General features: G+C 42.9%; 20 protein-coding genes and 1 other RNA gene. 6 read left to right on the top strand and 15 right to left on the bottom strand.

All coding sequences use genetic code 11. From position 1 onward, the window contains the following. From AC9UC2_RS07085 to AC9UC2_RS07065, 5 genes are all read right to left on the bottom strand, one after another. The coding region (locus AC9UC2_RS07085) for a DUF305 domain-containing protein (RefSeq protein WP_509526859.1) at nucleotides 1-469 on the bottom strand (469 nt) is incomplete at its 3' end. A gap of 326 nt (nucleotides 470-795) precedes the next feature. Further along, on the bottom strand, nucleotides 796-1,482 hold the full coding sequence (locus AC9UC2_RS07080) for a hypothetical protein (RefSeq protein WP_509526857.1): 687 nt from the start codon (nucleotides 1,480-1,482) through the stop codon (nucleotides 796-798). Nucleotides 1,483-1,485: 3 nt separating this feature from the next. Beyond that, nucleotides 1,486-6,015: an AAA domain-containing protein gene (locus tag AC9UC2_RS07075; protein ID WP_509526855.1), complete on the bottom strand. Its 4,530-nt coding sequence runs from the start codon at nucleotides 6,013-6,015 to the stop codon at nucleotides 1,486-1,488. A gap of 133 nt (nucleotides 6,016-6,148) precedes the next feature. Next, nucleotides 6,149-7,276, bottom strand: coding sequence for a site-specific integrase (locus tag AC9UC2_RS07070; protein ID WP_509526853.1), 1,128 nt, complete (start codon nucleotides 7,274-7,276; stop codon nucleotides 6,149-6,151). Beyond that, nucleotides 7,276-8,061, bottom strand: a complete 786-nt coding sequence (locus tag AC9UC2_RS07065; protein ID WP_509526851.1) for a hypothetical protein — start codon at nucleotides 8,059-8,061, stop codon at nucleotides 7,276-7,278. Before AC9UC2_RS07065 ends, AC9UC2_RS07070 begins: the two co-directional genes overlap by 1 nt. Nucleotides 8,062-8,164: 103 nt before the next feature. Here AC9UC2_RS07065 and AC9UC2_RS07060 point away from each other — a divergent pair, with 103 nt between their 5' ends. The 3 genes from AC9UC2_RS07060 (at nucleotide 8,165) to AC9UC2_RS07050 (ending at nucleotide 10,138) form a co-directional block, all read left to right on the top strand. Continuing rightward, nucleotides 8,165-8,407: a helix-turn-helix domain-containing protein gene (locus tag AC9UC2_RS07060; RefSeq protein WP_509526849.1), complete on the top strand. Its 243-nt coding sequence runs from the start codon at nucleotides 8,165-8,167 to the stop codon at nucleotides 8,405-8,407. A gap of 55 nt (nucleotides 8,408-8,462) precedes the next feature. Then, nucleotides 8,463-8,882: a hypothetical protein gene (locus AC9UC2_RS07055; RefSeq protein ID WP_509526848.1), complete on the top strand. Its 420-nt coding sequence runs from the start codon at nucleotides 8,463-8,465 to the stop codon at nucleotides 8,880-8,882. 641 nt (nucleotides 8,883-9,523) lie between these two features. Further along, nucleotides 9,524-10,138 (top strand): GNAT family N-acetyltransferase, encoded by a 615-nt coding sequence (locus AC9UC2_RS07050; RefSeq protein ID WP_509526846.1) that lies wholly within the window; start codon nucleotides 9,524-9,526, stop codon nucleotides 10,136-10,138. 196 nt (nucleotides 10,139-10,334) lie between these two features. On the opposite strand, the gene AC9UC2_RS07045 is transcribed toward AC9UC2_RS07050, so the two are convergent. The 7 genes from AC9UC2_RS07045 to rnpB all read right to left on the bottom strand — a co-directional run bounded on the left by AC9UC2_RS07045 (nucleotide 10,335) and on the right by rnpB (nucleotide 18,660). After that, the gene (locus AC9UC2_RS07045) at nucleotides 10,335-13,739 is read right to left on the bottom strand and encodes a DEAD/DEAH box helicase (protein WP_509526844.1); all 3,405 of its coding nucleotides are present in this window, start codon (nucleotides 13,737-13,739) and stop codon (nucleotides 10,335-10,337) included. 242 nt (nucleotides 13,740-13,981) lie between these two features. Further along, nucleotides 13,982-15,406 carry a hypothetical protein gene (locus AC9UC2_RS07040; RefSeq protein WP_509526842.1) on the bottom strand — a complete coding sequence of 475 codons (1,425 nt, stop codon included), beginning with the start codon at nucleotides 15,404-15,406 and terminating at the stop codon, nucleotides 13,982-13,984. After that, nucleotides 15,403-15,837, bottom strand: coding sequence for a hypothetical protein (locus AC9UC2_RS07035; RefSeq protein WP_509526840.1), 435 nt, complete (start codon nucleotides 15,835-15,837; stop codon nucleotides 15,403-15,405). Before AC9UC2_RS07035 ends, AC9UC2_RS07040 begins: the two co-directional genes overlap by 4 nt. Continuing rightward, a complete protein-coding gene (locus tag AC9UC2_RS07030) occupies nucleotides 15,834-16,700 on the bottom strand; it encodes a hypothetical protein (protein WP_509526838.1) in 867 nt (288 codons plus the stop codon). Before AC9UC2_RS07030 ends, AC9UC2_RS07035 begins: the two co-directional genes overlap by 4 nt. 135 nt (nucleotides 16,701-16,835) lie before the next feature. Continuing rightward, complete coding sequence (locus AC9UC2_RS07025) at nucleotides 16,836-17,753, bottom strand: oxidoreductase (RefSeq protein ID WP_509526836.1); 918 nt, start codon at nucleotides 17,751-17,753, stop codon at nucleotides 16,836-16,838. Nucleotides 17,754-17,816: 63 nt separating this feature from the next. Further along, on the bottom strand, nucleotides 17,817-18,119 hold the full coding sequence (locus tag AC9UC2_RS07020; RefSeq protein WP_509526834.1) for an ArsR/SmtB family transcription factor: 303 nt from the start codon (nucleotides 18,117-18,119) through the stop codon (nucleotides 17,817-17,819). 187 nt (nucleotides 18,120-18,306) lie between these two features. Then, nucleotides 18,307-18,660: RNase P RNA component class A (gene rnpB / locus AC9UC2_RS07015), an RNA gene on the bottom strand. 75 nt (nucleotides 18,661-18,735) lie between these two features. On the opposite strand from rnpB, the gene AC9UC2_RS07010 reads away from it, so the two are divergent. Then, nucleotides 18,736-19,635, top strand: a complete 900-nt coding sequence (locus AC9UC2_RS07010; RefSeq protein ID WP_509526832.1) for an arginase family protein — start codon at nucleotides 18,736-18,738, stop codon at nucleotides 19,633-19,635. Here the strand turns inward: AC9UC2_RS07010 and hutH are convergent. From hutH to hutU, 3 genes are read right to left on the bottom strand one after another with little or no spacing between them, the layout of a single operon-like run. Then, a complete protein-coding gene (gene hutH, locus AC9UC2_RS07005) occupies nucleotides 19,628-21,181 on the bottom strand; it encodes a histidine ammonia-lyase (RefSeq protein WP_509526830.1) in 1,554 nt (517 codons plus the stop codon). The two genes, AC9UC2_RS07010 and hutH, sit on opposite strands and share 8 nt — an antisense overlap. Then, nucleotides 21,162-22,337: an imidazolonepropionase gene (gene hutI, locus AC9UC2_RS07000; RefSeq protein WP_509526828.1), complete on the bottom strand. Its 1,176-nt coding sequence runs from the start codon at nucleotides 22,335-22,337 to the stop codon at nucleotides 21,162-21,164. The genes hutH and hutI overlap by 20 nt, the downstream gene beginning before the upstream one ends. Beyond that, nucleotides 22,334-23,995 (bottom strand): urocanate hydratase, encoded by a 1,662-nt coding sequence (gene hutU / locus AC9UC2_RS06995; RefSeq protein ID WP_509526826.1) that lies wholly within the window; start codon nucleotides 23,993-23,995, stop codon nucleotides 22,334-22,336. The genes hutI and hutU overlap by 4 nt, the downstream gene beginning before the upstream one ends. A 72-nt stretch (nucleotides 23,996-24,067) precedes the next feature. Between hutU and AC9UC2_RS06990 the strand changes: the two genes are divergently transcribed. Both AC9UC2_RS06990 and AC9UC2_RS06985 read left to right on the top strand, forming a co-directional pair. Further along, entirely contained in the window at nucleotides 24,068-25,570 is a 1,503-nt protein-coding gene (locus tag AC9UC2_RS06990) for a TldD/PmbA family protein (RefSeq protein ID WP_509526824.1), read from the top strand. Continuing rightward, nucleotides 25,567-26,949: a metallopeptidase TldD-related protein gene (locus tag AC9UC2_RS06985; protein WP_509526822.1), complete on the top strand. Its 1,383-nt coding sequence runs from the start codon at nucleotides 25,567-25,569 to the stop codon at nucleotides 26,947-26,949. Before AC9UC2_RS06990 ends, AC9UC2_RS06985 begins: the two co-directional genes overlap by 4 nt. Nucleotides 26,950-26,968: the final 19 nt, after the last annotated feature.

Genomic DNA, 26,968 nt, shown 5'->3' with positions numbered 1-26,968 from the left:
CAAATTTTGAGCCGCTGAGAGAGTTGAGGGTACTTAATTCAGACTCAGTGAGCATTCCACCCATCCCATCACCCATCGAGTGGTTCATTCCGTGATTCATGCCGTGGCCCATCATTGAACTATCGCCCGCATCTGCAAGCCAATTTTTCATTTGAATAATCTCGGCGGCTTGTCCATTTCTAATTTTCTTAGCCAATTCAATAAGTTCGGTGTCTTTGGAACGAGAGATGGCCAGATCAGAAATATCAACGGCTTGTTGGTGGTGAGGGATCATCATTTCAAAGAACATTGCATCTGAACCAATCAAACTGGAGTTCGTTGAGTTGTTTTCTCCATCCATGGCTGAGTGGTTCATCCCAAACAAACCTGAAGAGCTATTTTGAGTGCCCATTAAGAAAATAATGACGCCAATGAGTACTGCTATGACCCCTGATAAAATTCCAGTTTTCTTGTCGATATTGATTTGCATGACCCACCACCTAATCTCTACTCAAACATACTCGTAAATTCTGAGGATTTCCTGTCACAAGCGAAGTTGTTTGTAGTCAGAAATCTGCCCATAAGACTGCCCATATTTGCCCATCGTTTCCCCATAAAAACTTCTAAATCTGCGACAGGTTATGTAACAACTTGTACAAACATTTTTGGGTAAAGTAAGCGCGAATTGAGTGCACAAACTATAAAAATAAAGAAGAGTCGCCCTATAAGCCGGAGATACTGCTGTTATGCGTGAGTTCACGCTCAACAAATGCAATTGCCCTAAATATTGCCCCAAAAAATTACTAAAGATTAGAACTACTCGTATTCGCCTCTGCCTCGTGCCGCATCTCTAAATGGTTCTTCAGCTCCCCAATACTTGATTAGTTTCGCTGAATAATGGGAAAAGGCAGCGATGTTCCCAACTTGAATTTCTTCTTCAGAAAGATATTTTGCAAATCCATCAAAAATAACGTTCCCTAAGATTCTGTCCAAAGAAGGTTGGAATCCTTCGGGACGATAGACAATTGAACGATTAAATTCCTCATCAATTAACTTAGCTATGAAATCTGCGTAACGAGATTGAAACTTACTAAGGACCGGCTTGTATTCCTCCGCTGAAAATCTCCGTGGATTTTCAACAAAACCGTATTCCTTGTCTAGTTGAACTAATTCATGTATCAGATGGAAGCGCCTAGACATGGTTCCAAATCCAGTCTCAGGATCTAATGCGACTAGATCTTCGCCCTCAGACTTGGTTATCCCCGACTTGATTAATTCTCGCTTTGCAGCCCCAGCCCACATTCCCATGAATTTCAACATTTGTTGAGCAAGATCACCCAAGTCTTCTTCTTCATCCATTGGGTTCTTTAGGGCAGCACTTTCAAATTCGAACTGTCCCAGTAGTTTTTGTAGTGATTCTAGAGATGAGCTCCAGTCAGTAGCTTCAGGATTTTGGTATTCCTTTAGGACCTCCGTCAATAATGAAGATCGTGCAGCAGGCATTTATCAGCGAGTTCCTTTGCAATACGGGTACTTGCTGCATCCATAGAAGCTGCCGTATTTACCAGTCCGTCTAATCATGTTTGAGCCACACTTTGGACATAACGAGCTGGCAGATCCGTAGCTCTTACTTTGGGATCTTGCTGAAGATGAACTCATTCCCTTGCAAGACTGGCAAAACCTTCCAACTCCCTTTACAAGTGAGTCATCTTTGAACTCCGAGATCGCCTTAACATCTTTGCATTTAGGGCATTCCTTCATATCCCCACTCTGAAGATCTTCTATATTGCTATAAATCTTGTTCATCAGGGGGTTTTGCTTAGGCTCTGGCTTGATGGCCATCATGAGGCGATCATTCAAAGTTTGGACTGGATTCTCCCCAGAATTGAACTTATTGATTCGAATGAATTTATATCCGTAACTCTCTAATACTTTCTGACGATAGACGTCGCCTTCATTCTGGTAACTTTCAAAGTTGAATTCGTTTACCCAATCTGACGTTTGGAAATGCTCTGAAAAACCATCATATTCAAGAACTATTTTTTGCTCTCTACCGGTTGCATCTGAGAAGGCAACAAGAAAATCCACTTTATAGAACGGATGAGAGTAGGAAGAATCAAGTTGCTTCAGGTATTTTCCGATTTCGAACTGTGGTACAAAATTAATCTGTTTCTTATTCTTGATCCAAAAATCTGTTTGGTAGAACCAATTAAGTACTTCAGGTTCCATCTTTGAACTTTGGTCCGTTTCAGCAACGGAACGCTCTCTCTTTGCCTCCTCTAATTCAAAGGCATAGTGGCGAAGCGCCTCACCAATTGATCCCGAAAACTTATCTAATGGTTTACTAAGTACAAAGTGAATCTGCTCTTTTCCACGGCTAAATCCAACATTAAGTCTTTGAGCTTTTATTTGCCCATCTTCTTCAATATCAACATTATTCAGGTCCTTGATGAAAACGCCCCAAAGCTTGTCGCTCTTTTCGGTCGCAACCATTGAGTAATAAATAATGTCTCGTTCTTCACCCTGGCAAGTATCAAAAGTCATAATCTTTAATTTGAAGTTATCAACAAAATAATCTCTCTCAGGCATCTTGCCAATTTGTTCAACTAGAAGTTTTTGTTGATTGGTATGCGGCGTGATAATGCCAACAGACATCTCATTTTTTTCAGCCTTTAAGCGGAGTAACTCATTCTTTATGAATTCAATCTCCGCCATGTTTGTGTTTGCAAATGCCTCATCCTGCTTTGATGGTTGAACAAAAGAAAATTTGATTACTTCCTCAATATTCTTGGCACGAATCTTCATAACTTGGAGACTCCCACGATAGAAGAACTTGTTGCTGTAGGAAATGATTTCTTTGTACCCACGGAAATGCTTAGTTAACTGCATGCTGTAGTTGCTAATAAATTCGAAGAAATCAAGCACTGAGGTCTTGATATTGAACTTACCAAGTCTAATTAGTTGTGCCGGATCCTTAGAAACATTCGATTTGAAAGAATTTTCAAGTCGTGAAAGGTAATCACGATTTGTGTCAGATCGAGCTTGATTGGCCTTTATATTGCTGAACTGTTTTCTATCACCAAGAATTAAAACTTTTCTTGCTCTTATGAGTGCAGGGAAAGCTTGGGCTAAGCTCACTTGAGAAGCTTCATCGATGATGAGCAGATCAAACATTTGATGATGAAGCGGAATATATTCCGCAAAATCTCGAATTCCCGCCAATATGCAAGGAAATGCATTACTCAATTTACCAAATTGTTCTTTAGGGAATTTCTGCTTTTGTTTAATAATGTTTTTAAGTGTTTCGGCATCATTCTTGTTATTTTCATAAAATTGAATGACTCTTCCATCCAACTGGTGTGCCACTTTGGTAATCAGTAACTGTTCAATGGATTTCTTGACTCCTGCATAGTCCAGATTTGGTATGTCACTAAATTCTTTACTAATAGTCTCTTTCAGTTGAATAAATCTGATCTGTTGATCAAACTCCGTTTGATCTGACTTCAACAACTTGTTGTCAGAAAGCGTCTCGACGTTGGACAAGTCAATACCAAATTTCTTCATAGTCTTTGGGTATTGATTTGCCATCGATTCAAGCTGCAAGCAAAGTTCTGCCACTTCCCCTATCTGAACAATCCAGGAGCTAAGGTCGGGAAGAATCATCACCTGGTGAATTAGAGCTACGAAGTCTAATTTGGTATCTAGTTCGGTATTAATCTGCTTCGACGCAATTTCAATCAGCTTCAAACTTGCTATCGCATCTTCCGCCAATCTCATCAAAGTCAATGGAGATTCGTGGCGGAGAGGAAACTCAGAAGTCATTCTGGTGTCAATCTCTGCAAGCTTAGACTTTGAAAATGTATAGCCAAAGATAAACTTCTTTTGATTTCGATATTCGGTCAAATAGTTTTGAAAACTTATTAATGAATCCTTATTTAGTTCTGCAAAAGTTTCCAAGACATCTTTCTTGAAACCTGAATGTTTTTCTAGATTAGCTATAGCTTTGGAAACGAGAGCCAGGGACTCTATTTCGTCGGAGAATTCTTCGAAAGTTACTGGTTTGTGACGAAGAATCTTACAGATTTTGGAAAATTCTTTGCTTGATGAAATCTGATCAAAGGCAATAGCCGCATCTCTTATTGAGCCCACTCCAAATCCTCCGAGAGGGCTTGATGTCACTTCTTCAAAATCGAAAAGGAACTTCTTTGTGTTGGAATACTTACTTTCGAGTTCGATAAATTCTTTGACTTCATTTATATCAATATCTCCGTAGGAAATTGTTTCAAGCTCAATATCATCCCGAAGTGAATTAGTTGATTTTTCAATATTGGTATCTATGTCTTCCATCAACGCTTTTGCAGCACGGTGTTGCGTTTTAATTGCAGAGATTGAAGTCTTCGAGAGGATTTGGCTATACGTATTTCCTGTTTTCCCAAGTCTCAAGATTGGATTCTGGAAATCTTGATCAAATCTGACTTTGTTCATGGTCTCGGTGATGTTCTTTTCGACAACATCAAGTGCTTCCTTCTTGTCAGACAAGACAAGAACTGACTTTGCGTTCAAAATTGCATCAAAAATAATTGCAGTAATGGTGTGGCTCTTACCGGTCCCAGGAGGCCCTTCAACGATGATGTATTTGGATTTATCTTTATTAATGGCCTTTAGGATCTGGAGCTGCTCAGCATTTAGCGGGATTGGACTCTGAGCGACTAATTTGCTCGGGGTGTCAGACTCATCCCATTCCTTCTCAACTTCTTGACCAACGGACTCTGGGTTGTTCTGAAGGAAATCTGCGAGGAGCTGATGGAATGCATTCGACAGTTCTCCACCATCTTCATCTATTTCAGTGAGAATCTCTTCATAGTCATTAACTAGAGCTTCATCTGACTTATCAAAAAGAGCAAAATTGAGGCTATTGGAGATAGAAACTTCTACTCCTTTTGCTTGCATTGCTTCACCTTGATGAAAATTAATGGTCCCTTTCAGCTCAAAGAATGCTTGAATTTCTGAAATGACATTTCCCAGCACTTCGTGCAAATCTTCTGTGTGCTGAGAAAGATAGATGATTCGCTCCGAAACTGTCTTTAGAGTTCCTCTAGTTTGGCGTTCCTTGTTGAATTCCTGCGCTATGAATTCAAGAGCTTTTTTGTTTAGGTAAACCTGAGAATCGAATTCAAGTTGGTACGACTCTTGAACTCGAACTAAATTAATTGGTATATAGAAAAGTGGGTACTTGTTATTCTTGTAACTTATATCCCCGAAATAAAGGTAAAAATCTTGCTTGTCCAAGATTGACTTGTTGTTATCCAAATCTTTAACTTCATCAAAAATATCGGCAACTCCCATATTTGCGAAGTGACTTTGAAGCCCATCCTGAAGTTCTCTTAGACCAATTGTTTGAGAGAGCTCAGAATTGGTATCGACTTTTTCTCCAGCCATAAGTCTGCGTAGGAGTTCTGACAGCTTGCTCCTCAAAATTTCTACAAAAGTATCCACAAGCTCTTGTTCCATCATGTAGATATCGCCGTCATCACCTAGCTCTTTATTGGTGAGAGGTTTGGTGAGAGAAACAATGAATGGGTGGATTATTTTGGTGTAGTAATCGATGCTTGCTTGATCTGTCGTATTAATCAAAGCAAGATCAAAATCATCTTTATTGAGCGCAGATTCCTGTTCCACCCTGATGGCTATGCCGCTGAGTAATTCTCGGAATCCAGACTCTTCTATTTTGGATATTTGGAGCTGTATGAGATCTAGGACATTCTTGGGCAACTTTGTTTTGTGCTGGCCTTTTTTGATCTGAATTGTGGTCTCAGAAGGAAAACATTGGATTAAGTGTTTTTCAATAACGGTGCTGAAGGACTCGTACTTCTTTAGGTTGAAGCTTACGAGTAACCCATTTGAATTTCTGCCCTTTATCGCCCGCTTGGGAAGGGTAGCTTTATGAAAATCAGTCTCCAGGAAGTCCATGAAGTACTTGGTGACCTCACGGAAGAAAGCGAGGGTGCCGCTACCGGCATTATTGGCTTCAGACACTCGCAACCCCTCCATTGGACATGGACAAACGATATCTAGTGCCTCCGACAAGTGTCACGAAAAGTCCCAATTGATTACATTTTGGACTCAAATGACCAAATACAGGCCAGTTTAACGTTGCGAAAATGTCCACTTAGGCAAGCATCCTGTCATCAGTTCTGTTTTTAAGTTCAACGATCACATGGGAATCTAGAAGTTGGCTCGCTTGGTTCAGACTGTTTGGAAATAGATGGCCATAGCGATCCATTGTTTCGAGAATTGATTCGTGCCCTAGCCATTCCTGTATCTGCTTTGCGTTTAAATTCAATTGAATCAGGACGGAGACAAAAGTGTGGCGGAGTTGGTGCAAGCCTTCGCCTTTATCTAGCCCGAGAGGTCTGGCAACTTCACGAAACATGGCGCTCGCATCTTTATAGCGCCAAATCTTTCCAGAACGATTTTGAAGTAGCAATCCATGTGGTCCCAATCCAAATCGATTCACATGATCATTGATTAGGTCCTGCAATCCAACAGGAAATGGAATTGTTCGGTAGGTCTTTGCCGTTTTTAGATGCTTTTCAAATACCTGGTTTGAGAACCTACTCAATTGGCGGTCAACTGTGATGGTTGAATTATGGAAATCTAGCCGATCCCAAGTAAGTCCCAATATCTCCGATGGCCGAAGGCCTGTGAAGAAACCGATCCAAACAACGATCTGCCAACGTGGCGCAAATCCTGCAGCCAACTTTTGAATTGTTTCGAAAGTGAGTGGAACAATTCTTTTCTCTTGTTTTGGTTTTTTACGTTTAATCATTTGCATGGGATTGTTGTGAATCCGGTCATTGGCGTGAGCATCTTTCAGAATTGCTCCTAGAAGATTGGTCAGCTTTTCAACTGTATTGGGACTCAATTGATATCCAGTTGTGGCTGGCTTTTCCTTCAATTGGACACGCCACCTGAGAATATCTTCTGGCTTTATGGAAGTCATTGGACGTTGGCCAAAATATGGAGCAATATGACAGTTGTACTGTAATTGATAATCAAGCTTTGTTTGCTTGGCTACATCTAAAGATGGTCCCCAGTGCTTTTCTACATATACGTTCATAGTCATATTTAGGTCTGAAGGACGAGTGTTCTTTTCTTTACGCTCTAAAGCCTCTTGTTCTTGTGCAAAATTCAAAGCCATTTTCCTAGTAGTAAAACCGCCTTTTTCAGCAGGTCTTCCATCCCGAGTTGTCCATCGAGCTGAAAAAGTCTTTCCTCGCTGACGTGCATAAGCCATTAGTTATCCCCCAGCCCCGGATTCAGGATGTGCTGAAGAGTTTTCTCTCCCTCTAAGTTTCTAAATGCCTCTAATCCTGCAGGAGAAAGAGATCCTCCTGCTTTCCCCACGCCATTACTTGTAAGCCAACCTTGACCTCTGGCAACTCTTAGCGAGGTGTAGATGTTTTCACTAGAAAGACCTGTATCTACTGAGATTTGTTTGATGATTTTTTGAGTGCCAATTTGAGAGAGATCTGAATACATTTTTGCAATAGCAATTGCAAAATTTTGCGTAGAACGAAAAGTTATCGATTTCTTCTCTGACGGTGATATAGAAGCATCTTTCTGGATAATCCCATCTTTGAATAATAGTGTTGGAGTTTTGTCCGATTTAACTATTCTAATCCCAGCTGAAATTGCAAATTTATTTTTGTCGTAGCAGGCCTTTATGCACTGCATGTGGTCAACCTCCAGCTGACCAACAGGTATGAACCGAAAGTTTGAAGATTTGACAGACCCGTTTGTATTTGTTGGAGCGCATCTTGCGAGCTCTAATCTCAGTTGTTTCTCATTTTCAGTAACCGGCGAGAAATTTTCTCCCTGGATCTGAATATCAATTGAACCAAAGGAAAACGTGACCCTAGCCCTGTTGTCTTTTCCATATGTGAAGTCTGATTTAGACGACTCACCTTTGGAATGAATCCAAACTCTTACATTTCCCAATTTGGGAACATCCATTTCGTGCCAACTCAAGACATGTGCCGGATAGCCCTTGGAGGTGTCCCAGATGATTCCTTTATCCATTTTGACCTCATTTCTTATACCCTTATTTTACAGGATTGACACAAACCTGTCAAGAATGGTAAAATAGGCTATCAAGCCAAAAACAAACCTATAAGGAGGGTTAATGATCGAAATTACGAATAAGCGGCTCACGATGAGAGAAGCGGCCCAATACCTTGGCCATTCCTACTCATGGATAACTAGCAAACATCGCTCTATTGGGCTGCGTGGCTACCGGATAGGCGGCCGGTGGTACTTCGACTTAGAAGACATTCAGGAATGGGAGTCCCAATTGAAGCCTCAAGCTCTTAGCGGCAAGGCTGGCGGGTCAATAAACTCAAAAGCAAGCAGCGTTCAATTCGTCTAGGGGTGACTTTTTACCGGGCCTACTACTCGTCACACGTCTCTGAGATAGTTCTGAAATGAGAAATAAGCCATCAAAGTTTTTTCCCTTTGAAAAACCTATTTACACGGATCTGGTTTTCTACGCTTTCTTATACATCTCCTTTACGGAGATGAAACAGGATCTCAATGAGTTTTATGATTATGGAGATTCTTCAAGACTTGTTCCACTTCTTTTTGAATTCGCAAATAGCATTTTTGTAGCATGGATCATTTCAATGCCTCTGAACTGGGTACGTGGATTGATTCTAAACAAATTGAATTCAAGAAAAGAAGCTAAATTGACAGAAAAAAGAATTCAAGAAAATAAACTAGATTTTAGAATTACTAAATTGGATAAGCCGATAGGCGAAATGGACTCCGAGGAGCGAAGAGCCGCTGCAGAAAAGCTTTCTGAAACAATCCAGGATCAAATACAAAAATATAAAAAAGAAAATTAAATAAATTATTTTTGTAATTCTAAAAAATATTTCTCTTGCTTTAGAATTTTTCATTTGTTATAATAGGAAATGAAGGCAAGTAAGTTATTCAATGCACGATCAGATTATCTTGTCACTCCCGATTGACTAAAATAGCTAGGGATGTGGGAGTAAGAAAATAAGCTTGAATAAGGCATCATTGCTCGTATTTGAGATTGACGGTTAATTTTCATCCATCTTTAAGGTGTACACCCGAAAATGAATTTTGAGACTAACCATCTCAATTTCAAATACGAAGGTCCTGGTGCTAACAAGTATCAGGACCTTTTTGCTTTCGTCTACTTTGTCTGGAGTTTTGCCACAAACCAGCATTAGGAGAACCTGAGAAATCAGGGGGAACAACACCCAAACATACAGAAGGATGTATCACGGAGCGTGAGCAGCAAGGGTGCAGGAAGTAAGACACCTGCAGAATGTTGAAAAGGCTATCTGGCTGATTCCCAGAGCCCCAACAGGAAAGTTTCTCCAAAGGTAATTTAAAAAATTATTCCAATATCTACCTGCAAGCTGCCAAAAAATAGATTGCAAGTAGAAAAAGTAAGAATTAAAAATTGAAAAGTAACTAAAAAGTTTTTAGTTGACTAAAAGAAATTGGAGGATCGATGGTTTTTAACACTAAATTTGAAAGTAGATTTGTAGAAATTAGGCACTTTAGGAATGAAGACTTCCCTAGTTTCCTCTCCTTAATTAAAAGTAACTTAGACAATATGGCTAATTATCTTGGAGAAGGGAGATTCTTTAAGGGATTCTCTGATTTTGAGTTCAGGCATCTGTTTAGAACCTATGTCGCAAATGAAAGACCATACGAATATTTTGGCGGGTTTTACAAAGACACTTGTATAAGCATGGTCGTAATTTGTCCAGGGTACACATCATTTTCGGCAGAGCTTATTTATTGGGTTGATAAAGAGCACATGGGTCAAGGAGTTGCCACAAAAATGGTTAATCAAGCAACTGAGCATGCTTTTCAACTTGGTTATTGGCACATTGAATGCCATACAGATGCTTCAAACATAGCAAGTCAGAAAGTCTTGGAAAAGAATAATTTTGGATTTGCAGATAAATATTCATGCGAGCCCAGAGGCCTAAAGGATTCTGGTCAAATGATTGCTTGGGTAAAATTCAATCCGTATGGCCGAAATCCATTTGGGCCAAAGAGATCTGCTCTTGATCTACTAAAGCCAAGAACTATCCAATTCAATACTCAAGGGTTTTGATTTCAAGAATTACTATCGATTTGTATGCATTTACTACAGATTTAATGATTCTTTTATAGGCATGATTTCAGTCAAGCAAAATGAATAACTTAATGTTTAGTACTACATTTATGGGCGCACTATCTAAATTCGAAATATCTTAAAATTGTGTATCAGTGCGTCAGAATTCAGAATTAACATTTTGCGAAATTCTGACCTACTTCTTTGTCGTTTTTCGTTCCCAAGTCCATCCTTTGAGTTTTTCTAAGAGCATTATTTGTTGCTTTGTGAGTTCGCTATTTCTGTACTTTCCACGCTGGGTTGATGCCCAACGACCTAGATAGAAATCATTTTCAATATGATTGGTTGGGATATCGGCATCCCCTTCTCTTTTTACATAATCCACCAACATCTCATAAGACTCAACCCATGGGTCTACTGGCTCGAATGAGAATCCAATAGCCTCTAAGCGTATTTTGCGAACGTCTGGGAGCTTTCCCTGCTTGAATCTCTTTCTTTGAGTGTTCACCCATTCATACAATGCTTGTTCATCCTTAGATTTTCCTTTAGAGCCAACATTGCAGTGGCCGTTCTGCGCTCTAAAAGTTTCAAGCATGGCGAAAAATTCTTCCCACTGCTGGTCGAGAAGATTCCAAGTCCAAGTTGGGTGAGAATTCTCCAATCTCTCAATATTTTCTTTGGACACCTTTCCAGATTTATAGCGACTCTTGACATTTGAAAGCCAGATCCCAATTTTTTGACTATCCTCAATTGCGTCGTAGGGAACTCTCGCATGTCCATTTTTCTCAACGTATTTCAGAAAAGCTTGGAAATTCTTTTCCCAATCCTCTTGTATCGGATTCCAAGACCAGTCCGGAAATGAATTCTCGAACACAAGAACCTCATCTTTAGGCAATTTTCCCTTGCCGTATTTCTCTCGTTTATGAGATACCCACTTGCCCAAATTTATTTCTCCTGATTTGTATGAAATTGGGACTCGAGAATTCCCGAACTCATCAAAATATTTTTGTACTGCTGCGAAATGGATTTGAAAATCTTCTTCAGCAGGATTCCAATGCCAGCTAGTTAGACTTTCAAGCTTTGCCTGTTGCTCTTCACTTAAATCTGCGGCTCGTTGGCGTTTGTTGAATTTCTTGCCTCTCTGCATATGAACCCAGTTACCTAGCCCATATCCATCGACTCTGTGAGTTGCGATGACACGTGTATGGCCGTGTTTGATCTCAAATTCTCTGAGTAGATTGAACATAAAATTCCAATCATCAACTAAAGGATTCCAAGACCAAGTTGGGTGAGAATTCTCAAGTGCCAGAATTCGATCCTTAGGAAGTTTCCCCGAATTAAAACTTTCCCTTTGATTTATAACCCATTCCCCAAGTTTTGCCGAATCCTTTCTTGAGGAGTTTGGTCTAGCATGGCCGTGTTTCAGAATAAAGTCTTTTAATTCCTCAAAATACTCACTCCAGGTTTCTTCAATTGGATCCCAACTCCATGTGGGATGACACTCTTCTAGAGCGATCCGTCTGCTTTCTACGAGGGTTCCGGCTCGGTATGCACCTCTTTGCTTTGTAGCCCAATCAGCTAGTTTTCTATCCTCGGGATTATCACTTCTTGATGGCCTTGCATGGCCCTCTTTTTCGATCAAGTTAAGGAGCCGGCCAAACATGAAATCCCAATTATTAGTTGCAAACTCAACGCTAATAGCTTGGATTCGACTTACGAAGTCCTGTGTAATGCTAGTGGGCATATCCCAAATCAATTTTTCGGGCATATCTCCAAGAGAACCTCTATGACCAAGTTCGGTTCTTAGTTTATCGAGTTCTTCACCAAAATCCTCGTCATGAGCACGAAGAGCATTTAGAACGTCTCCTATTTTCTTAAAATTTGAAGAATCGAATGAATCTTTTGAAGATTTTTCATTTGGTACATGAACAGGTACAACAACCGTTCCGTGAGTCTTGTTTGCGCCTCCTAGTCGAATTGCTCTGCCTATTGCTTGAATAATATCCACTTGCGAAGTTTTTGGATCAACAAACACCACAGCATCTAATGTCGGTACGTCAATTCCTTCTGTTAGGCAACGAGCATTTGAGACTAAGCCAGTTTCACCATCATTTAGGTTCTTCAATACATCAAGAATTTGTCGGCGCTTGTTCGTAGGCATGGATGATGAAATTGTTGTGGCATTGATTTTTCCTGAAACCGCATACTCCTTGGGCATCCACTCATTCAATAAAACTTGGTCGCTTGCAAATTTTCTTGCCTTAGCGACTCGAGAATGAAAGGAAATAACTCTTCTGAGATTCCATTTTTGCATTGCTTTAGAAAGTGCGACATGGAGTGCAAGTGACTCACTATCTGTTTCTACTACCCCTGCTTTTAGAATCGCTCTCTTATTAAATAGATCTTTGGTAATTACATCATCAATACCAATGACAACAACTCGATAGTCAGAAAGTATTCCTTCAGAAATGGCTTTCGAAAATGAGTATCGATGGAAAACTTCTCCGAAGACTTCCTTGTCGTCCATGGAGAGAATTTGAAGATCAAGGCTTTCTGACATTTGCTTAATTGAATTTGAGTAAACACGTGGTGTTGCGGTCATAAAAAGCCGTTTTGATACGGGCAAGTCAGGGTCTAGGAATGATGCAAACTCTCGACCCACTTTCCCTGCAAGGCGATGCGCCTCATCCGCAATTACCAAATCAACTTTGGCATTTGATTTCAAGACAGCCGACTTTAGAATGTCAGAGGAGTGATAGGTACTAAAAATGACTTTCTTACCTGGGATCTCGAGAAACTTTTGAATAACTTTAGAGTCGGTTGTTGCAGGAATGTCATAATCCACAAGTCTGGCATTGTCTTGAGGATCACTTGTGACAGAATCATCAGAACATACTGCAAGCCACTTGAATTCAGATTTCTTGTCTGTAAGCCAATCTTTTAGCGTTTGGGACAGCAAAGTTAAAGAAGGAACGAGCATGATTGTCAGATCGCTTCCCATGGCTTCGTTAATGCGGAGACCTGTAAGTGTTTTTCCAGTGCCACAGGCCATAATCAGCTGACCACGATCTGAACTTGAAAACCCTTGAATTACTGAATGGAGAGCATCCGTTTGGTGGGGCCTAAGAGATCTAGGTGAATGGCTTTTAGATTTCAAGCCCTTTTCAGCCAGAGACCAGTCGACCGTAGAGTCATTTAGTCGAATCCAATCAACTATTTGAACTGGTTTCTCCTGATCTGAAATCGTGTTCCGTGCATTCTCTCCAATGGACTTCGTGGTTGTAATCAGAAGGCGATTGGTAAATTGTTTTTGACTAGACGCACTTAGAAAACTGTCGATATCAGATTTCTTCAGACTGGATTCTGGGTCATAAGCCTTACATTGAATTGCCCATAGAGTTCCATCAAACCCTTCTGCAACTAGATCAATGCCTAGGTCTCGGGTATTTCTATTGGGCCATTCATCCCAGAGCCATACTTGTCGAATTAGACTTGACCAAAGTTCATCATTTAATAGCCACCATTTCGAGATGTTTTCAAATGACTTACCTTTGACATGTGACTCAGAAGATAAGCTGCCGAAGAGTTCTTCGAATTTCAAGCTTTCCCTCCAGCCTTAGTTTTCATTCCTTGAGTTTAAAGTTGATGACTGACAAAGATGCTCTTGCCCCAATTATTGCCCTATGTGCCCCAAGAATTACCCCAAATTTGATATTAATTTTTGTCAGGTTTTGGTAAGACTTATAAAAATTTTCAGCGTTTAAAGGAGCAAGCCCCGCTTGTTTCCATGCGGGGCCTACACGTTTTAAAGAAGAGTCGCCCTATAAGCCGGATGCGAGACGGCTAAGAATTCATCCCTGCCGACAAGGACCACAATCCAGCAACGGTCAGTAGCACCATGAGAACGAGCATTGGATACTGTGACTTAAGAGCTTCTTTATGAGTTCTACCAATTTCAAGGGCACGGTCATGGGCGTAACCGAGTCCAAGGACGTGCCCAACAACAATTGCAATTGTTTGAACTCCCCAAATCAATTCAGCAGAAACCGCTTGGAAGTTGATCCTTCGTTCAGATGTGCCAAAAAGGTCCCATCCAAAACCAAATGGATCTGAGGCTAATCTCAATAAATCCTGACTTTGGAATACAAAGAGTGTGAAGTAGTGAGCAACAAAGTATGCAAAAGCAATCGGAATCATCGAATGAGAAAAGGCCACAGCAACTCTTCCTACATTCGTGTATTTCCAATTTGCAATAGCGCCAGAAAGATAAGAGCAAATCTCAAATAGCAATGAAAAGACGAACAATGAGCCCAGAAGTCCAAAGGTTCCGATCAATACACCTGCCTGAAAGTCGTTGAGACCCAGGTCAATTAAACGCTCACTGGCGGCAATATCTCGTAGCTTCCAGAATGAGCTAGTTGATAATCCATCGTATGTAACCGTGGCAATTAAAACCGCAATCAAACCAACTACACCTGGCTCAATTCGCATTCGAGTTGCAGCAATAAATGGAGCTCTGAAACCTAGCTTTCCACCTCTGACCTCAATGGGTGAGATAAGTGCAAGTAATCCGCTATAGACAGAGAATCCTTCGCCAGAGTCCAGCCATCGCTCTGTGCCGTACTTCTTCATTCCCCAAAGAGTAAAAAGAGAATATGCAATAAGAATAAAGGCAATCAATCTTGGCTCTGCAGGTGTTGGAAAGACTAGTTCAAGCCACGCAAAGATGAGAAGGATCACTGCCGAAGGCCAAACACCAACCCAGCTCGGCAGTTTGCTTGCAGTCTCAGCCTTGAAATTCAACAACTTGGCGATAGAAATCCATGGGTTGATAGATCGCCACGCATTTCCAAATAATCCTGCGATTGGGACCAAAGCGATCCACCAAACTACAAAAACTACTAGCGGTGCAATATTTGAACCAAGCGTTGTGGAGCCAAACATTGCTGCAAAAAGTACGACAGTGAAAATAAGAAGTGTGATCAATCTAAAGATCCAGAGTGTGGCTTGTGAGAGAACAAGGGTCTGCATGAATCGGGGAGCCTGCACCCATGTGTATGTGGAAAGTTTCGGCTTGGACCACCCAAAACTTAAACCAACAAAAGACACCACCAATACCACTGCTGCTACTAAAAAGAATGCCGCGATTGGGATCGGTGTATCAGCTCTTCCTTGTACGCCATGAGCATTTGCCGATGTTGCAAAAAGTGCACTCAGTAAGAGTCCTGCAAAGGAGTATGTAATCAATTTGAACTGACTAATCATCACTTTCCACTCCCACTGTTTGCAGGAGCATCTGTCTTATAGACGGCGATGAACTCCCCATTAACCACCTTGAAATAGATTCTGGTTGGCAGTCCAATTGAAGAGTGTGCACGCATATGAACAACATCGAAAAATCGAAGACTACTTTCAGGCACTTTGAACTCTAGATTTTTCTTTCCATCTACTTCGTCATATGCCTTCATGACCAGAAGCGGCAGATCCACTTTGCTCATGACGCCATCTACATATCTAAATGATTCAAGCCCTGGCGGAGGTTTTGCCTCGCCAGTATCAGAAGGTGCGAAAAGCCAAATAATCGAGCCCAAAAATAGAGTGAAAAACATTGAAAGCAATGCCACTGGAATTCGAGGGAAATTACGAGATGGTGCGCTTTCAACAATAGAGATGCGTTCTGATTCAACTCTCATAGTCATGGGTTATATCCTGGATTTTCTTGTAGATTAATTGGCATCGTCAAAGGGTTTTCGCTCTTACTCCATTTAAAACGAATCTTTGATTTTCCAGAAAACTTAGCGATAACTTCCTCTGCTACCAAAGATCCCTCTTCATTCATCTTAAGTTTGATCGGTTGATTGTCTGAATCACTCTCACCAGTAGTTAATGAAATTTGAGCTTTTCCATCAATCACATATGAGAAAACTTTTGCAACCTCAAAATCAGCTCCTGTTAGACCCAACTTCATGGTATTTGAACCAGCTGCTCCAGGGCTCATCACCACGGTCACTGTTACACCGCTCGTTGTCTTACCAACAGCTTCAACGTTTCGGCTAGGTCTTGGTAGCTCTAGCGGAAGCAACAGGCTTGCAGTCAACACCAACAATAGTGAAACAGTTAGTGGATTCTTTACGCCAACAGTTGCGGCCGACTTTCTTGGTTTATTGATTAGGAGTATTGCCAAGAACTGAAATAACAAGATGAAAATTAACCAGAGCCCAAGGCCCGTCGCAAAAATCCCAACAAACTGTGATCCCTTTAAAGTGCTTTGATTGAGATAGGTAGCGAAGAGACCAATAAACACAGCAAGAATTCCTGTGATTAAAGAGGCATTAGCAACCACCCGAATCAACTGAGTTGACTTTTGCGCTTGAGTCTCACCTCCTGCAATACGCTTGAAGGAAAACAAAAATAGGGCTGCGATCATTGAGATGAGCAGCGAGGCAATGATTACTCCTCGAGCAAGCTCGCCAAGTTCAGAAACTGATAGCGCTCTTTCGACATCAAGAATCAAGAGTTGAATACCTATCTGTGAATTTGAAGGTGTTTTTTTGCTGACCAAAGGAAGAGGTTATATGGCAGTTTTTGAATTCGGGCTCGAACACGCTGAATTGTTCCCTGTGAATTCTGCGTAAGCTAAATGTTTTAATCTACGCCCACCTAATAAGAAGAAGAGTCGCCCTATAAGCCGGAATAATTATATTTTTATCTTCAGGCCGGTTTCCTTTTCCGAAAGGGCCCAAAGCTTCTTAATCGCACGATTGGCTAGTGGTCTTAAAAAGGGACGAGTAACTGGAACGCCTTTAACAAAATACCTCGGGGCATAAAACTCTCGAGACTTAGCTTTGGGATCCAAAGCAGCCCTGATTTGAGGTAGGGCACCAACTTCGGGCTCCATACCGATGTTCGCTGCTAGTGACTTTGAGATAGTTCCAGCAGCACCTGCAGCGCCTTTTTCAAATGTCTCTACTTGAAGATTTGTGTGAGATAAACCTGGATGGGCCAACATACTCTTGACATTTAAGCCCTTCTTCTTGAATTCGTTATGGAGACCGAGAGCAAAGTAATAGTTTGCCAACTTTGACTGACTGTATGCAGTCCATGGCGAATACTTCTTACGAAGATGAGGATCATTAAATCTAATTCTGCCAATCATATGATGGGCAGAACTTGTAACAGTAACAATACGAGCTGAGCTAGATCGCAAAATACTTGGCATTAGTAAAGCCGTCAGACTCCAGTGACCGAGGTGATTGACGCCGAATTGGCTCTCAAAACCATCTTTAGTCTTCATCTCAGGCATCGCCATAATTCCAGCGTTATTTACTAAGATATCTAAAACTTTATGGTTTTTGTTGAACTCCTCTGCAGCATTCTTAATGCTCTCCAGTGAGGCAAGATCTAATTGAAGGTATTCAATTGAAGCGCTTGGGTTTTCTTTTATCAAAGCGTCGACAGCTTTTCGACCCTTTTCTTCACTTCTGGCTGCTAAAACAACATGAGCCCCGCGGGAGGCAATGGCTTTTACCGTTTCATATCCGAGGCCGATATTTCCGCCTGTTACAAGGGCTACCTTTCCCTTTAGGGATGGGCTAGATTGAACAGAGAATTTCATGGCACTCCTTGTGAAATATAGGTTGATAGGTTTAAACATATCAACCTATTATTGTGCTGTCAATTAGCAATCCCACAAAAGCTTCATGAATTTCTTCAGGTTCTTTGAAGCTTCGGCCCACTCAGATTCGTAATAGGTCTCTCGAGATTTTTTAGTGGATTTAAGTAACCCTGCATTCATGAGTATCTTCAAATGATGGGATATTGTCGGACGAGCAAGGTTTAAATGCTCGGTTATTTGGAGAACATTAAGAGGTCCCTCGGTCTCCAACATGATCAAAATATCTTGGCGATTGGGGTCTCCAAGGGCGTTAAAAATCAGGGAGCAATCTCGAGCGACTTTCCTAACCTGAGTGACTGTAGCCATGGCCATAACTTACCAATAGGTTGATGCTTTTCGACTCATCAGAGTGGTGAATCTGCCCATAAAACTGCCCATATTTGCCCATCGTTTCCCCATAAAAATCAGTAAATCTGCGACAGGTTATGTAAGCACTTGTACAAGCAAAATGTAAAAAGGTGAGCGTAGTTTTAACCCACGCCCACCTAATTAGAAGAAGAGTCGCCCTATAAGCCGGATCCTGTCGTTCTTGCGAACGGATCACCATCCATCTAGATCTGTAATTGCTTACAGATTCAAGCAACCTACCCGTTGACTCGAGCGAGCAGCTCTCAAACGCCAACTGCGTGGTCTTGCTTCAGGCGGGGTTTACATAGCTAACTGCATTACTGCAATTACTGGTGGTCTCTTACACCACCGTTTCACCCTTACCAACTTTCGTTGGCGGTTTACTTTCTGTTGCACTGTTCCCGCGGATTGCTCCGGGTGGGAGTTACCCACCGCCTTGCTCTGCGAAGTCCGGACTTTCCTCGGTGCATTGCTGCAACGCGGTGATCCGGGCGACTCTTCAACCACAGATGATACGCCTTGGTGACGTAATGGAGTTAGTCAGGTTTATGGCTTTGAGCCGTAGGATTACCGCATGTCAGTTCAGGGATTATCAAAAGATGAGAAATGGCCGCGCGCAAGTACTCTCTTTGATAGCAGCTTGGATAATGCTGATTTTGCTCTGTTAGGTATCCCCGCACATAAAACATCTCTTTCGCCTACCTCTTCACACTTAACTCCTGCGGCGGTGCGCGATGCACTTGCTAGGTATTCAACATTTGCCGAATCTACAGATACCGATCTGCGCAGTGTTTCAATGATTGATTTAGGCGATATCGATTCTCCCGACTTTGCAGATGGAGAAAGTCGTGTTGCTAATTTTGTAGCTAATTTATTGAACAAACACAAGTTAATCGTTGCTCTTGGTGGTGATAATTCAATTACTTACTCACTTGCTAAAGGCTTATGGAACGATGTGAAAAACATCGGAGTAATTACTTTTGATGCCCACCATGATCTTCGTGATGGTGAATCAAATGGTTCTCCAATTTGGAGACTAATCCAGGCTGGTCTGCCAGGAAAAAACATTGTTCAGATTGGTATTGCAGATTTTGCCAATAGTTCAGAGTATGCCCAAAGAGCGAAAGAGAACGGAGTTTCTGTTATCACTCGGGCTGATATGAGATCTGCATCTATGGCTGAGTTAATTCGCAAGGCACTTGAAATTGCTGGCATGCAAGGTCGTGATATTTATGTCGATGTTGATGTAGATGTTTGCGATAGATCAGTTGCACCGGCCTGTCCTGCTTCACTTCCTGGTGGAATTTCAGCAGATGAATTACGACATGCGGTCCGACTTGTTGCGTCAGATAAGCGCGTGCGTGCTTTAGATATAACTGAAATTGATGCAGCTATTGATTCAGATGATCAGCGGACAGTTCGTCTAGCCGCTCTCCTGGTTCTAGAAGCTGCTGCTGGACTAGCTTCTAGATAAGTTGCTTAACAACTTCCTTTGCTGCAGCAACAACTGCGCCAGAGTTAACAAGCGTTGTTGCAGCTTCTAATTCTGGCGATAGGAAACGATCTGGTCCGACTCCCCCTACAACTGTCCGTAACTCTTTAACGACGCGGGCAGTTGCTGGTGCTGGTTCTAAACCAGTTCTAAATTCAATTGCCCGAGCTGCAGTTACTAACTCGATAGCCAAGATGCGAGCTAAATTATCAACAACTTTGCGCAGTTTGCGCGCAGCTGACCAACCCATTGAAACATGATCTTCTTGCATGGCAGATGATGGAATTGAATCAACACTTGCCGGAGTTGAAAGACGCTTGTTTTCACTAACAAGACCAGCTTGGGTGTATTGCGCAATCATTAGACCTGAATCAACACCCGGATCATGTGCCAAGAACGGTGGCAGGCCAGCAGAGCGGTATTGATCAAGTGCTCTATCTGTGCGGCGTTCTGCAATTGAACCTAAATCCGTCGCAGCAATTGCGAGGAAATCTAGAACATAACCGACAGGTGCACCGTGGAAGTTTCCATTTGATTCCACACGGCCATCAGGCAAGACAACTGGATTATCAATAGAACTTGCTAGTTCGCGAGCAGCAATTGTTGATGCATAAGCAACTGTGTCACGGACCGCACCTGCAACTTGTGGAGCACATCGCAATGAATACGCGTCTTGCACACGTGAATCATTTTCGCGGTGTGATGCAACAATGGCTGAGTCTTTAAGCAAGGCATAGATATTTGCCGCACTGATTGCCTGTCCAATTTGTGGACGAAGTGGAGCATGCAGATCTGGTGCAAATACACGATCTGTTCCGAGCAATCCTTCAATACTCATTGCAGTTGTAATGTCTGCAACCATGCACAGCTGTTCAAGATCAGCACATGCCATGATCAACATACCGAGCATGCCATCGGTGCCATTGATAAGTGCCAAACCTTCTTTTGCTTCAAGTTCGATTGGCTTAATGCCAGCAGCGTTTAGCGCTTGCATTGTTTCCATTTCGACGCCATTGGCATCGTGAACTCGGCCTTCTCCCATCAAAGCAAGTGCGCAATGTGAAAGTGGTGCTAAATCTCCGCTGCACCCTAGTGAACCAAATTCTGGAACGACAGGTGTAATTCCATTGTTCAAGAAATCAACATAACTCTGCGCAAGTGCCACGCGGACACCTGTGCGACCAGATGCCATGGTGCGTAGGCGCAAAAACATCAATGCCCGCACTACTTCGCGTTCTATGGCAGGTCCAACACCTGCAGCGTGTGATCGAATAAGAGATTTCTGTAATTGAGCTCGATCTGCAACGTCGATATGGCGATTAGCAAGTGCGCCAAATCCAGTTGAAACGCCATAAACAGGAACTCCGCCTGCGGCGTAGTCTTCGATGTATTTTCTAGATGCATTCATTGCATCAATGGACGCAGCTGAAAGTTCTACCAGTACGCCATGGCGCGCCACATCAATAACATCGGCAAATGTCGTGCCAGATGTTGAAAGCGTTACTGTCTTATTTGATTTGGAGGCCATCTCGCCACACCTGTTCTACTAATTGAACACCTGGACGATATGCCAAGTGAATGTATGAATCTGCATTGAGAATAGAAAAGTTAGCGCGAGCACCTTCAAAGAGATGTCCAATGTCATCACGGCGCAGCGCTTTTGCACCACCCATGGTTGCCGACCACAGAGCTTGCTCTGGTGAAAAATGCATTTCACGAACAGCTACTGCAATGATGAAAGGCATGCTGGTTGTGTAGGAAGAACCTGGATTGCAATCTGATGCCAAGGCCACAGTAATGCTGGCCTCTAGCAATGGGCGAACATCAGGATAGGCAGAGCGAGTCGAAAATTCAGCGCCCGGCAAAAGAGTTGCTACGGTCTTTGAAGTTGATAGCGCTTGAATATCTTTCTCGCTCAGGTGTGAAACATGATCTACAGATGCCGCATCAAGTTCTACACCTAAACGTACGCCTTGACCTTCTTGCAGTTGATTGGCATGAATTCGTGGCAACAAACCTTTCGCCATGCCCGCCTTTAAAATTGTTCGGGCATCATCAACTGAGAATGCACCTTTGTCACAAAAAACATCAATCCATTTTGAAAAAGGAAGAGCTGCATCCAACATTGGCCCAGTAACTAAATCAACATAATCTTTAGGATTCTTTTTGTACTCAACTGGCACGACATGGGCACCCAGAAATGTTGTTTCATCAGTGAAAGATGCTGCAATTTCTAGCGATCTGCGCTCATCTTCAACGGTTAAGCCATAGCCCGACTTGATTTCAATAGTTGTTGTGCCTGTCGAATATGCCTCATTTAAGAGAGATTGCGCGTTAGCGCGCAAAACATCATTACTTGCTTCTCGAGTTTTTTGCACTGTGTGAGCAATGCCGCCAGCGCTATAACTTTCACCTAACATCCGTGCTCGAAACTCTTGACTGCGATCACCGGCAAAGATCATGTGAGTATGGCTGTCAACAAAACCTGGAATAACTGCGCGACCCTTGGCATCTAAACGTCGCTTGATGTGATGTGTTGGTGCATCTGAATCTGGACCGGCCCAAGCAACGACGCCATCCTCAATCAGTAAAGCAGCATTTTTAATTATTCCCAGCTTTGTTCCATCATGTTGAGGATCATTGGTAACTAACTGACCAATGTTGTGAACAAGCGTGCTTGTCATTCAGTATCCAACATAGGAACATGCACATGGCGATGCTTTGCTGTATCAACAGCTAAGTCATAGCCAGCATCAGCATGTCGAATTACTCCCATACCAGGATCATTAGTTAAAACTCGCTCTAATTTTTGTGCTGCAAGCTTGGTGCCATCAGCAACAGAAACTTGTCCTGAGTGAATAGAACGACCCATGCCAACGCCGCCACCATGGTGAATTGAAACCCATGAAGCACCCGAAGAAATGTTGACCATTGCATTTAACAACGGCCAGTCAGCAATTGCATCAGAACCATCTAGCATCGCTTCGGTTTCACGATAAGGCGATGCAACAGAGCCACAATCCAAGTGGTCACGTCCAATAACAATAGGAGCAGATACTTCACCTCGTGCGACTAGATCATTAAATGCAAGTCCAGCTTTGTCGCGTTCGCCGTAACCCAACCAACAGATGCGTGCAGGCAAACCTTGGAATGCAACTTTCTCTTGCGCCATAGTTATCCAACGATTTAAATGTTCGTTTTCTGGAAACAAATCAAGAACTGCTTTGTCCGTGCGGTAAATATCTTTTGGATCTCCAGAAAGTGCCACCCAGCGAAATGGGCCTTTTCCTTCGCAGAAGAGTGGGCGAATATAGGCGGGAACAAAGCCTGGGAAAGCAAAAGCTCGAGTAAAACCGCCCTGACGAGCTTCATCTCGGATGGAATTACCGTAATCAAAAACTTCGGCGCCTTTATCCATAAAGCCAACCATCGCTTCAACATGTTTCGCCATAGATGCTTGAGAGCGTTTGGTGAAATCTTCGGGGTTATCTCTTGCCATCTGCGCAGCTTCATGAACATTGACTCCCACGGGAACATAGGAAAAAGGATCGTGGGCTGAAGTCTGATCGGTAACGATGTCGATTGGTACATCCATTGAAAGAAGCAGTGGGAATAGTTCAGCAGCGTTTCCTTCTAAACCAACAGAAAGTGGAACACGAGCATTCTTGGCCTTTAGTACACGCTCAACTGCATCATCAACATTATCTGCAATTTCATCTAGGTATCTAGTTTCAATTCGCTTTTCTAATCGTGACTTGTCGATGTCAATTACTAGACAGACTCCACCATTCATTGTTACAGCAAGTGGTTGCGCTCCACCCATGCCACCGCAACCACCAGTCAAGGTCAGTGTTCCTTGCAGAGTTCCATTAAAGCGCTTTTGTGCAACTGCAGCAAATGTTTCATATGTTCCTTGCAAAATTCCTTGCGTGCCGATGTAGATCCAAGAACCTGCTGTCATCTGCCCATACATCGTTAAACCAAGCTGCTCTAACCTGCGAAACTCTGGCCAATTAGCCCAGTCCCCTACAAGGTTAGAGTTTGCAAGTAATACTCGTGGTGCCCATTCATGGGTTTGAAAAACTCCTACAGGTTTACCTGATTGCACAAGCAGCGTTTCATCATTTTTTAAGTTTGTAAGACTCTTAACAATTGCATCAAAGGAAGGCCAGTTGCGAGCGGCTTTACCGGTTCCGCCATAGACAACTAAGTTTTCAGGGTGTTCTGCAACAGCTGGATCCAAGTTGTTATGAAGCATGCGGATTGCCGCCTCTTGTCCCCAACCTTTAGCGCTCAAGGTCGAACCTGTTGCCGCGTGCAAAATTCGTGGAGTGCTAGTCATGGGGTGAACAATATCGGGACTGCCGGAAATGCATAGTGGCAGGATGTAATCAGTTCCTTTAGGGTGTGTCCCATGATTACGACAGTTGATGCGGATTTCCTAGCTCTCCCACTTGAAAAAGTCTCTGATGTAGCACTCAGTGCAGCCACTGGCGCAGGTGCGTCTCATGCAGATGTTCGAATCGAACGAACCCGAACAGGTTTGCTTTCACTGCGCGATGCAAAGCCTGAAACCCAATCTGATGAAACCAATTTTGGTATCGGTGTCCGAGTAATCGTTAATGGTGCGTGGGGTTTTGCCTCATCGCCAGATGTCAGTGTTGAGTCTGCGCAGAAACTTGCGGCAACTGCGGTTGCGATGGCAAAGACATCAAAGCCGCTATCAACTGATGAGATTTCACTTGTACCAGAACCTGTCTATGCCAAGAAGAGTTGGGTATCTGCTTATGAAATTGATCCATTCTCTGTTTCAGATTCCGACAAAAAAGATCGCCTGGCAGAATTAAGTTCAAAGTTACTTGCAGCAAAGGGCGTTAATCACAGCAGCGCACACACTATGTATGTAAAAGAACAAAAGCATTACGCAGATTCTGCTGGAACAAGTACGACTCAACAACGTGTACGAGTTCAAACTCAGATAGAAGCAATTTCAACTGGCGATCATGGTTTTGAATCAATGCGCACACTTGCTCAACCTGCCGGCTATGGCTGGGAATGGATGGGTAATTCAATCTGGAATTGGGATGCAGAAATTGAGCAGCTTCCAACATTGTTGGCTGAAAAGGTTGCAGCACCTTCTGTAGAACCAGGTCGTTATGACCTTTTGATCCACCCATCAAATCTTTGGCTGACGATTCACGAGTCAATTGGTCATGCCACTGAACTTGATCGCGCGATTGGATATGAAGCAAACTACGCTGGAACTTCTTTTGCTACACCAGACAAGCTTGGAACGCTTAAGTATGGCTCTTCCTTGATGAATGTGACTGGTGATCGCAATACTGAACACGGTTTAAGTACGGTCGGTTGGGATGATGAAGGTGTTGCCGCCCAACGCTGGGATATCGTCAAAGATGGAGTTTTGGTTGGATACCAACTAGATCGCAGAATTGCCGCAGCGGTTGATAAAGAGCGCAGCAACGGTTGTGCTTTTGCTGATTCACCAGCACATGTACCAATCCAGCGCATGCCAAATGTTTCACTGCAGGCAAACCCAACGGGGCCTACCCTTGAAAAGTTAATCGAATCAGTAGAAGACGGTATTTACATTCTGGGAGACAAGTCCTGGTCCATTGATATGCAGCGTTATAACTTCCAATTTACTGGTCAACAGTTCCATCGAATCAAGAATGGAAAGATTGTCGGCCAGTTAAAGGATGTTGCTTATCAAGCAACAACTACAGATTTCTGGGGTTCCATGAAGACAGTTGGTGGACCATCTACATATGTTCTAGGTGGTGCATTTAACTGCGGTAAAGCACAACCCGGACAAATTGCGGCGGTTAGCCATGGTTGTCCAGCTGCGGTGTTCGACAAAGTTAATGTTCTCAACACAGTTGCGGAGGCAAGCAAATGATTTCAGCACAAGATCTGGTTGAAAAGATTCTTGCCCGCTCTACAACAGATGACTGCATCGTTGTTGTCCAAGACAGCACACAAGCCAACCTTCGTTGGGCTAGCAGCACATTGACAACTAACGGTGTGATTGCACAACGCAATGTCACAGTTATCGCATTTGTTGCCGTCGGTAGCTCTATGGCATCTGGCGCAGTTACTCGCACCAACGTTGATGAAAGCGATATTGATGCAATTCTCTCTGAAGCTACCGCTGCGGCAAAGGCAGCAGGGGCCGCAGAAGATTTCGCTCCACTTGCACGCGATGTGTCTTTCGGAAATTGGAACGCTCCACATGTTCCAACCGGCCCTGAAGTTTTCGCTGGATTTGCGCCAGAGCTCGGTGACATGATGCGCCGCTCTAAGGCTGATGCAATTGAACTATTTGGCTACGCCGAACATACCCACGAAAGTATTTGGGTAGGTTCAAAGGGTGGAATGCGATTGCGTCATGATTCACCAGTCGGTCGTGTAGAAATGACAGGAAAGTCTCATCAACGATCGCGTTCGACCTGGGATGGAATTGAAACCCATGACTTTAAAGATGTTTCTGTTGCAAAGATTGATGCAAACATCCGTCAGCGTTTAGCGTGGCAAGGAAAGAAGATCGATCTTCCTGCCGGACGTTATGACACTATTTTTCCTTCAGGATCTGTAGCCGATATCTATGTTTACATGATGTGGGTTGCTGGTGGTCGAGACGCGTTTGAAGGCCAAAGCGTCTTTTCGAAAAAGGGTGGCGGAACACGAGTTGGCGAAAAACTATCCAACGTAGGTCTGCAACTATTTAGTACTCCAAATCACCCTGTGCTTGCGGGTTCCCCCTTTGTTTCTGCATCAGCTAGTAGCTCATTTACTTCAGTCTTTGATAACGGGCAGAAGCAGTCTCAAGTTGATTGGATTAAAGATGGTGTTCTGCAATCTCTAGTTCAGACTCGAGCAAGTGCACAACTGACATCTCTTCCATACACGCCATTTGGCGACAATTTGATTATGAGCGTTGATGGTGGAAGTGGAAATCTAGAAGATCTAGTGAAGAAGGTTGATAACGGATTACTTCTGACAACGCTGTGGTACATCCGCATGGTTGATCCAAATTCTTTGCTTCTAACAGGGCTTACACGCGATGGCGTTTACTATGTTAAAAACGGCGAAGTCCAAGGAACAACAAACAACTTCCGTTGGAATGATTCGCCCGTTAGTGCGCTATCTCGTATTGCACACGCTGGTGCTACTGAATGGACTCAGCCACGCGAATGGGCTGGGGACATGACAAGCATGTCTGTACCGCCGATGGTTATCAAAGATTTCAATATGTCGACTGTGAGCCCGGGTAACTAAACCCGGACCCACAGATCAA

Origin of the sequence: Candidatus Planktophila sp., assembly GCF_036734405.1 — a bacterium.
Classification (GTDB): domain Bacteria; phylum Actinomycetota; class Actinomycetes; order Nanopelagicales; family Nanopelagicaceae; genus Planktophila.
This window is presented reverse-complemented; position numbering and strand designations above follow the sequence as displayed.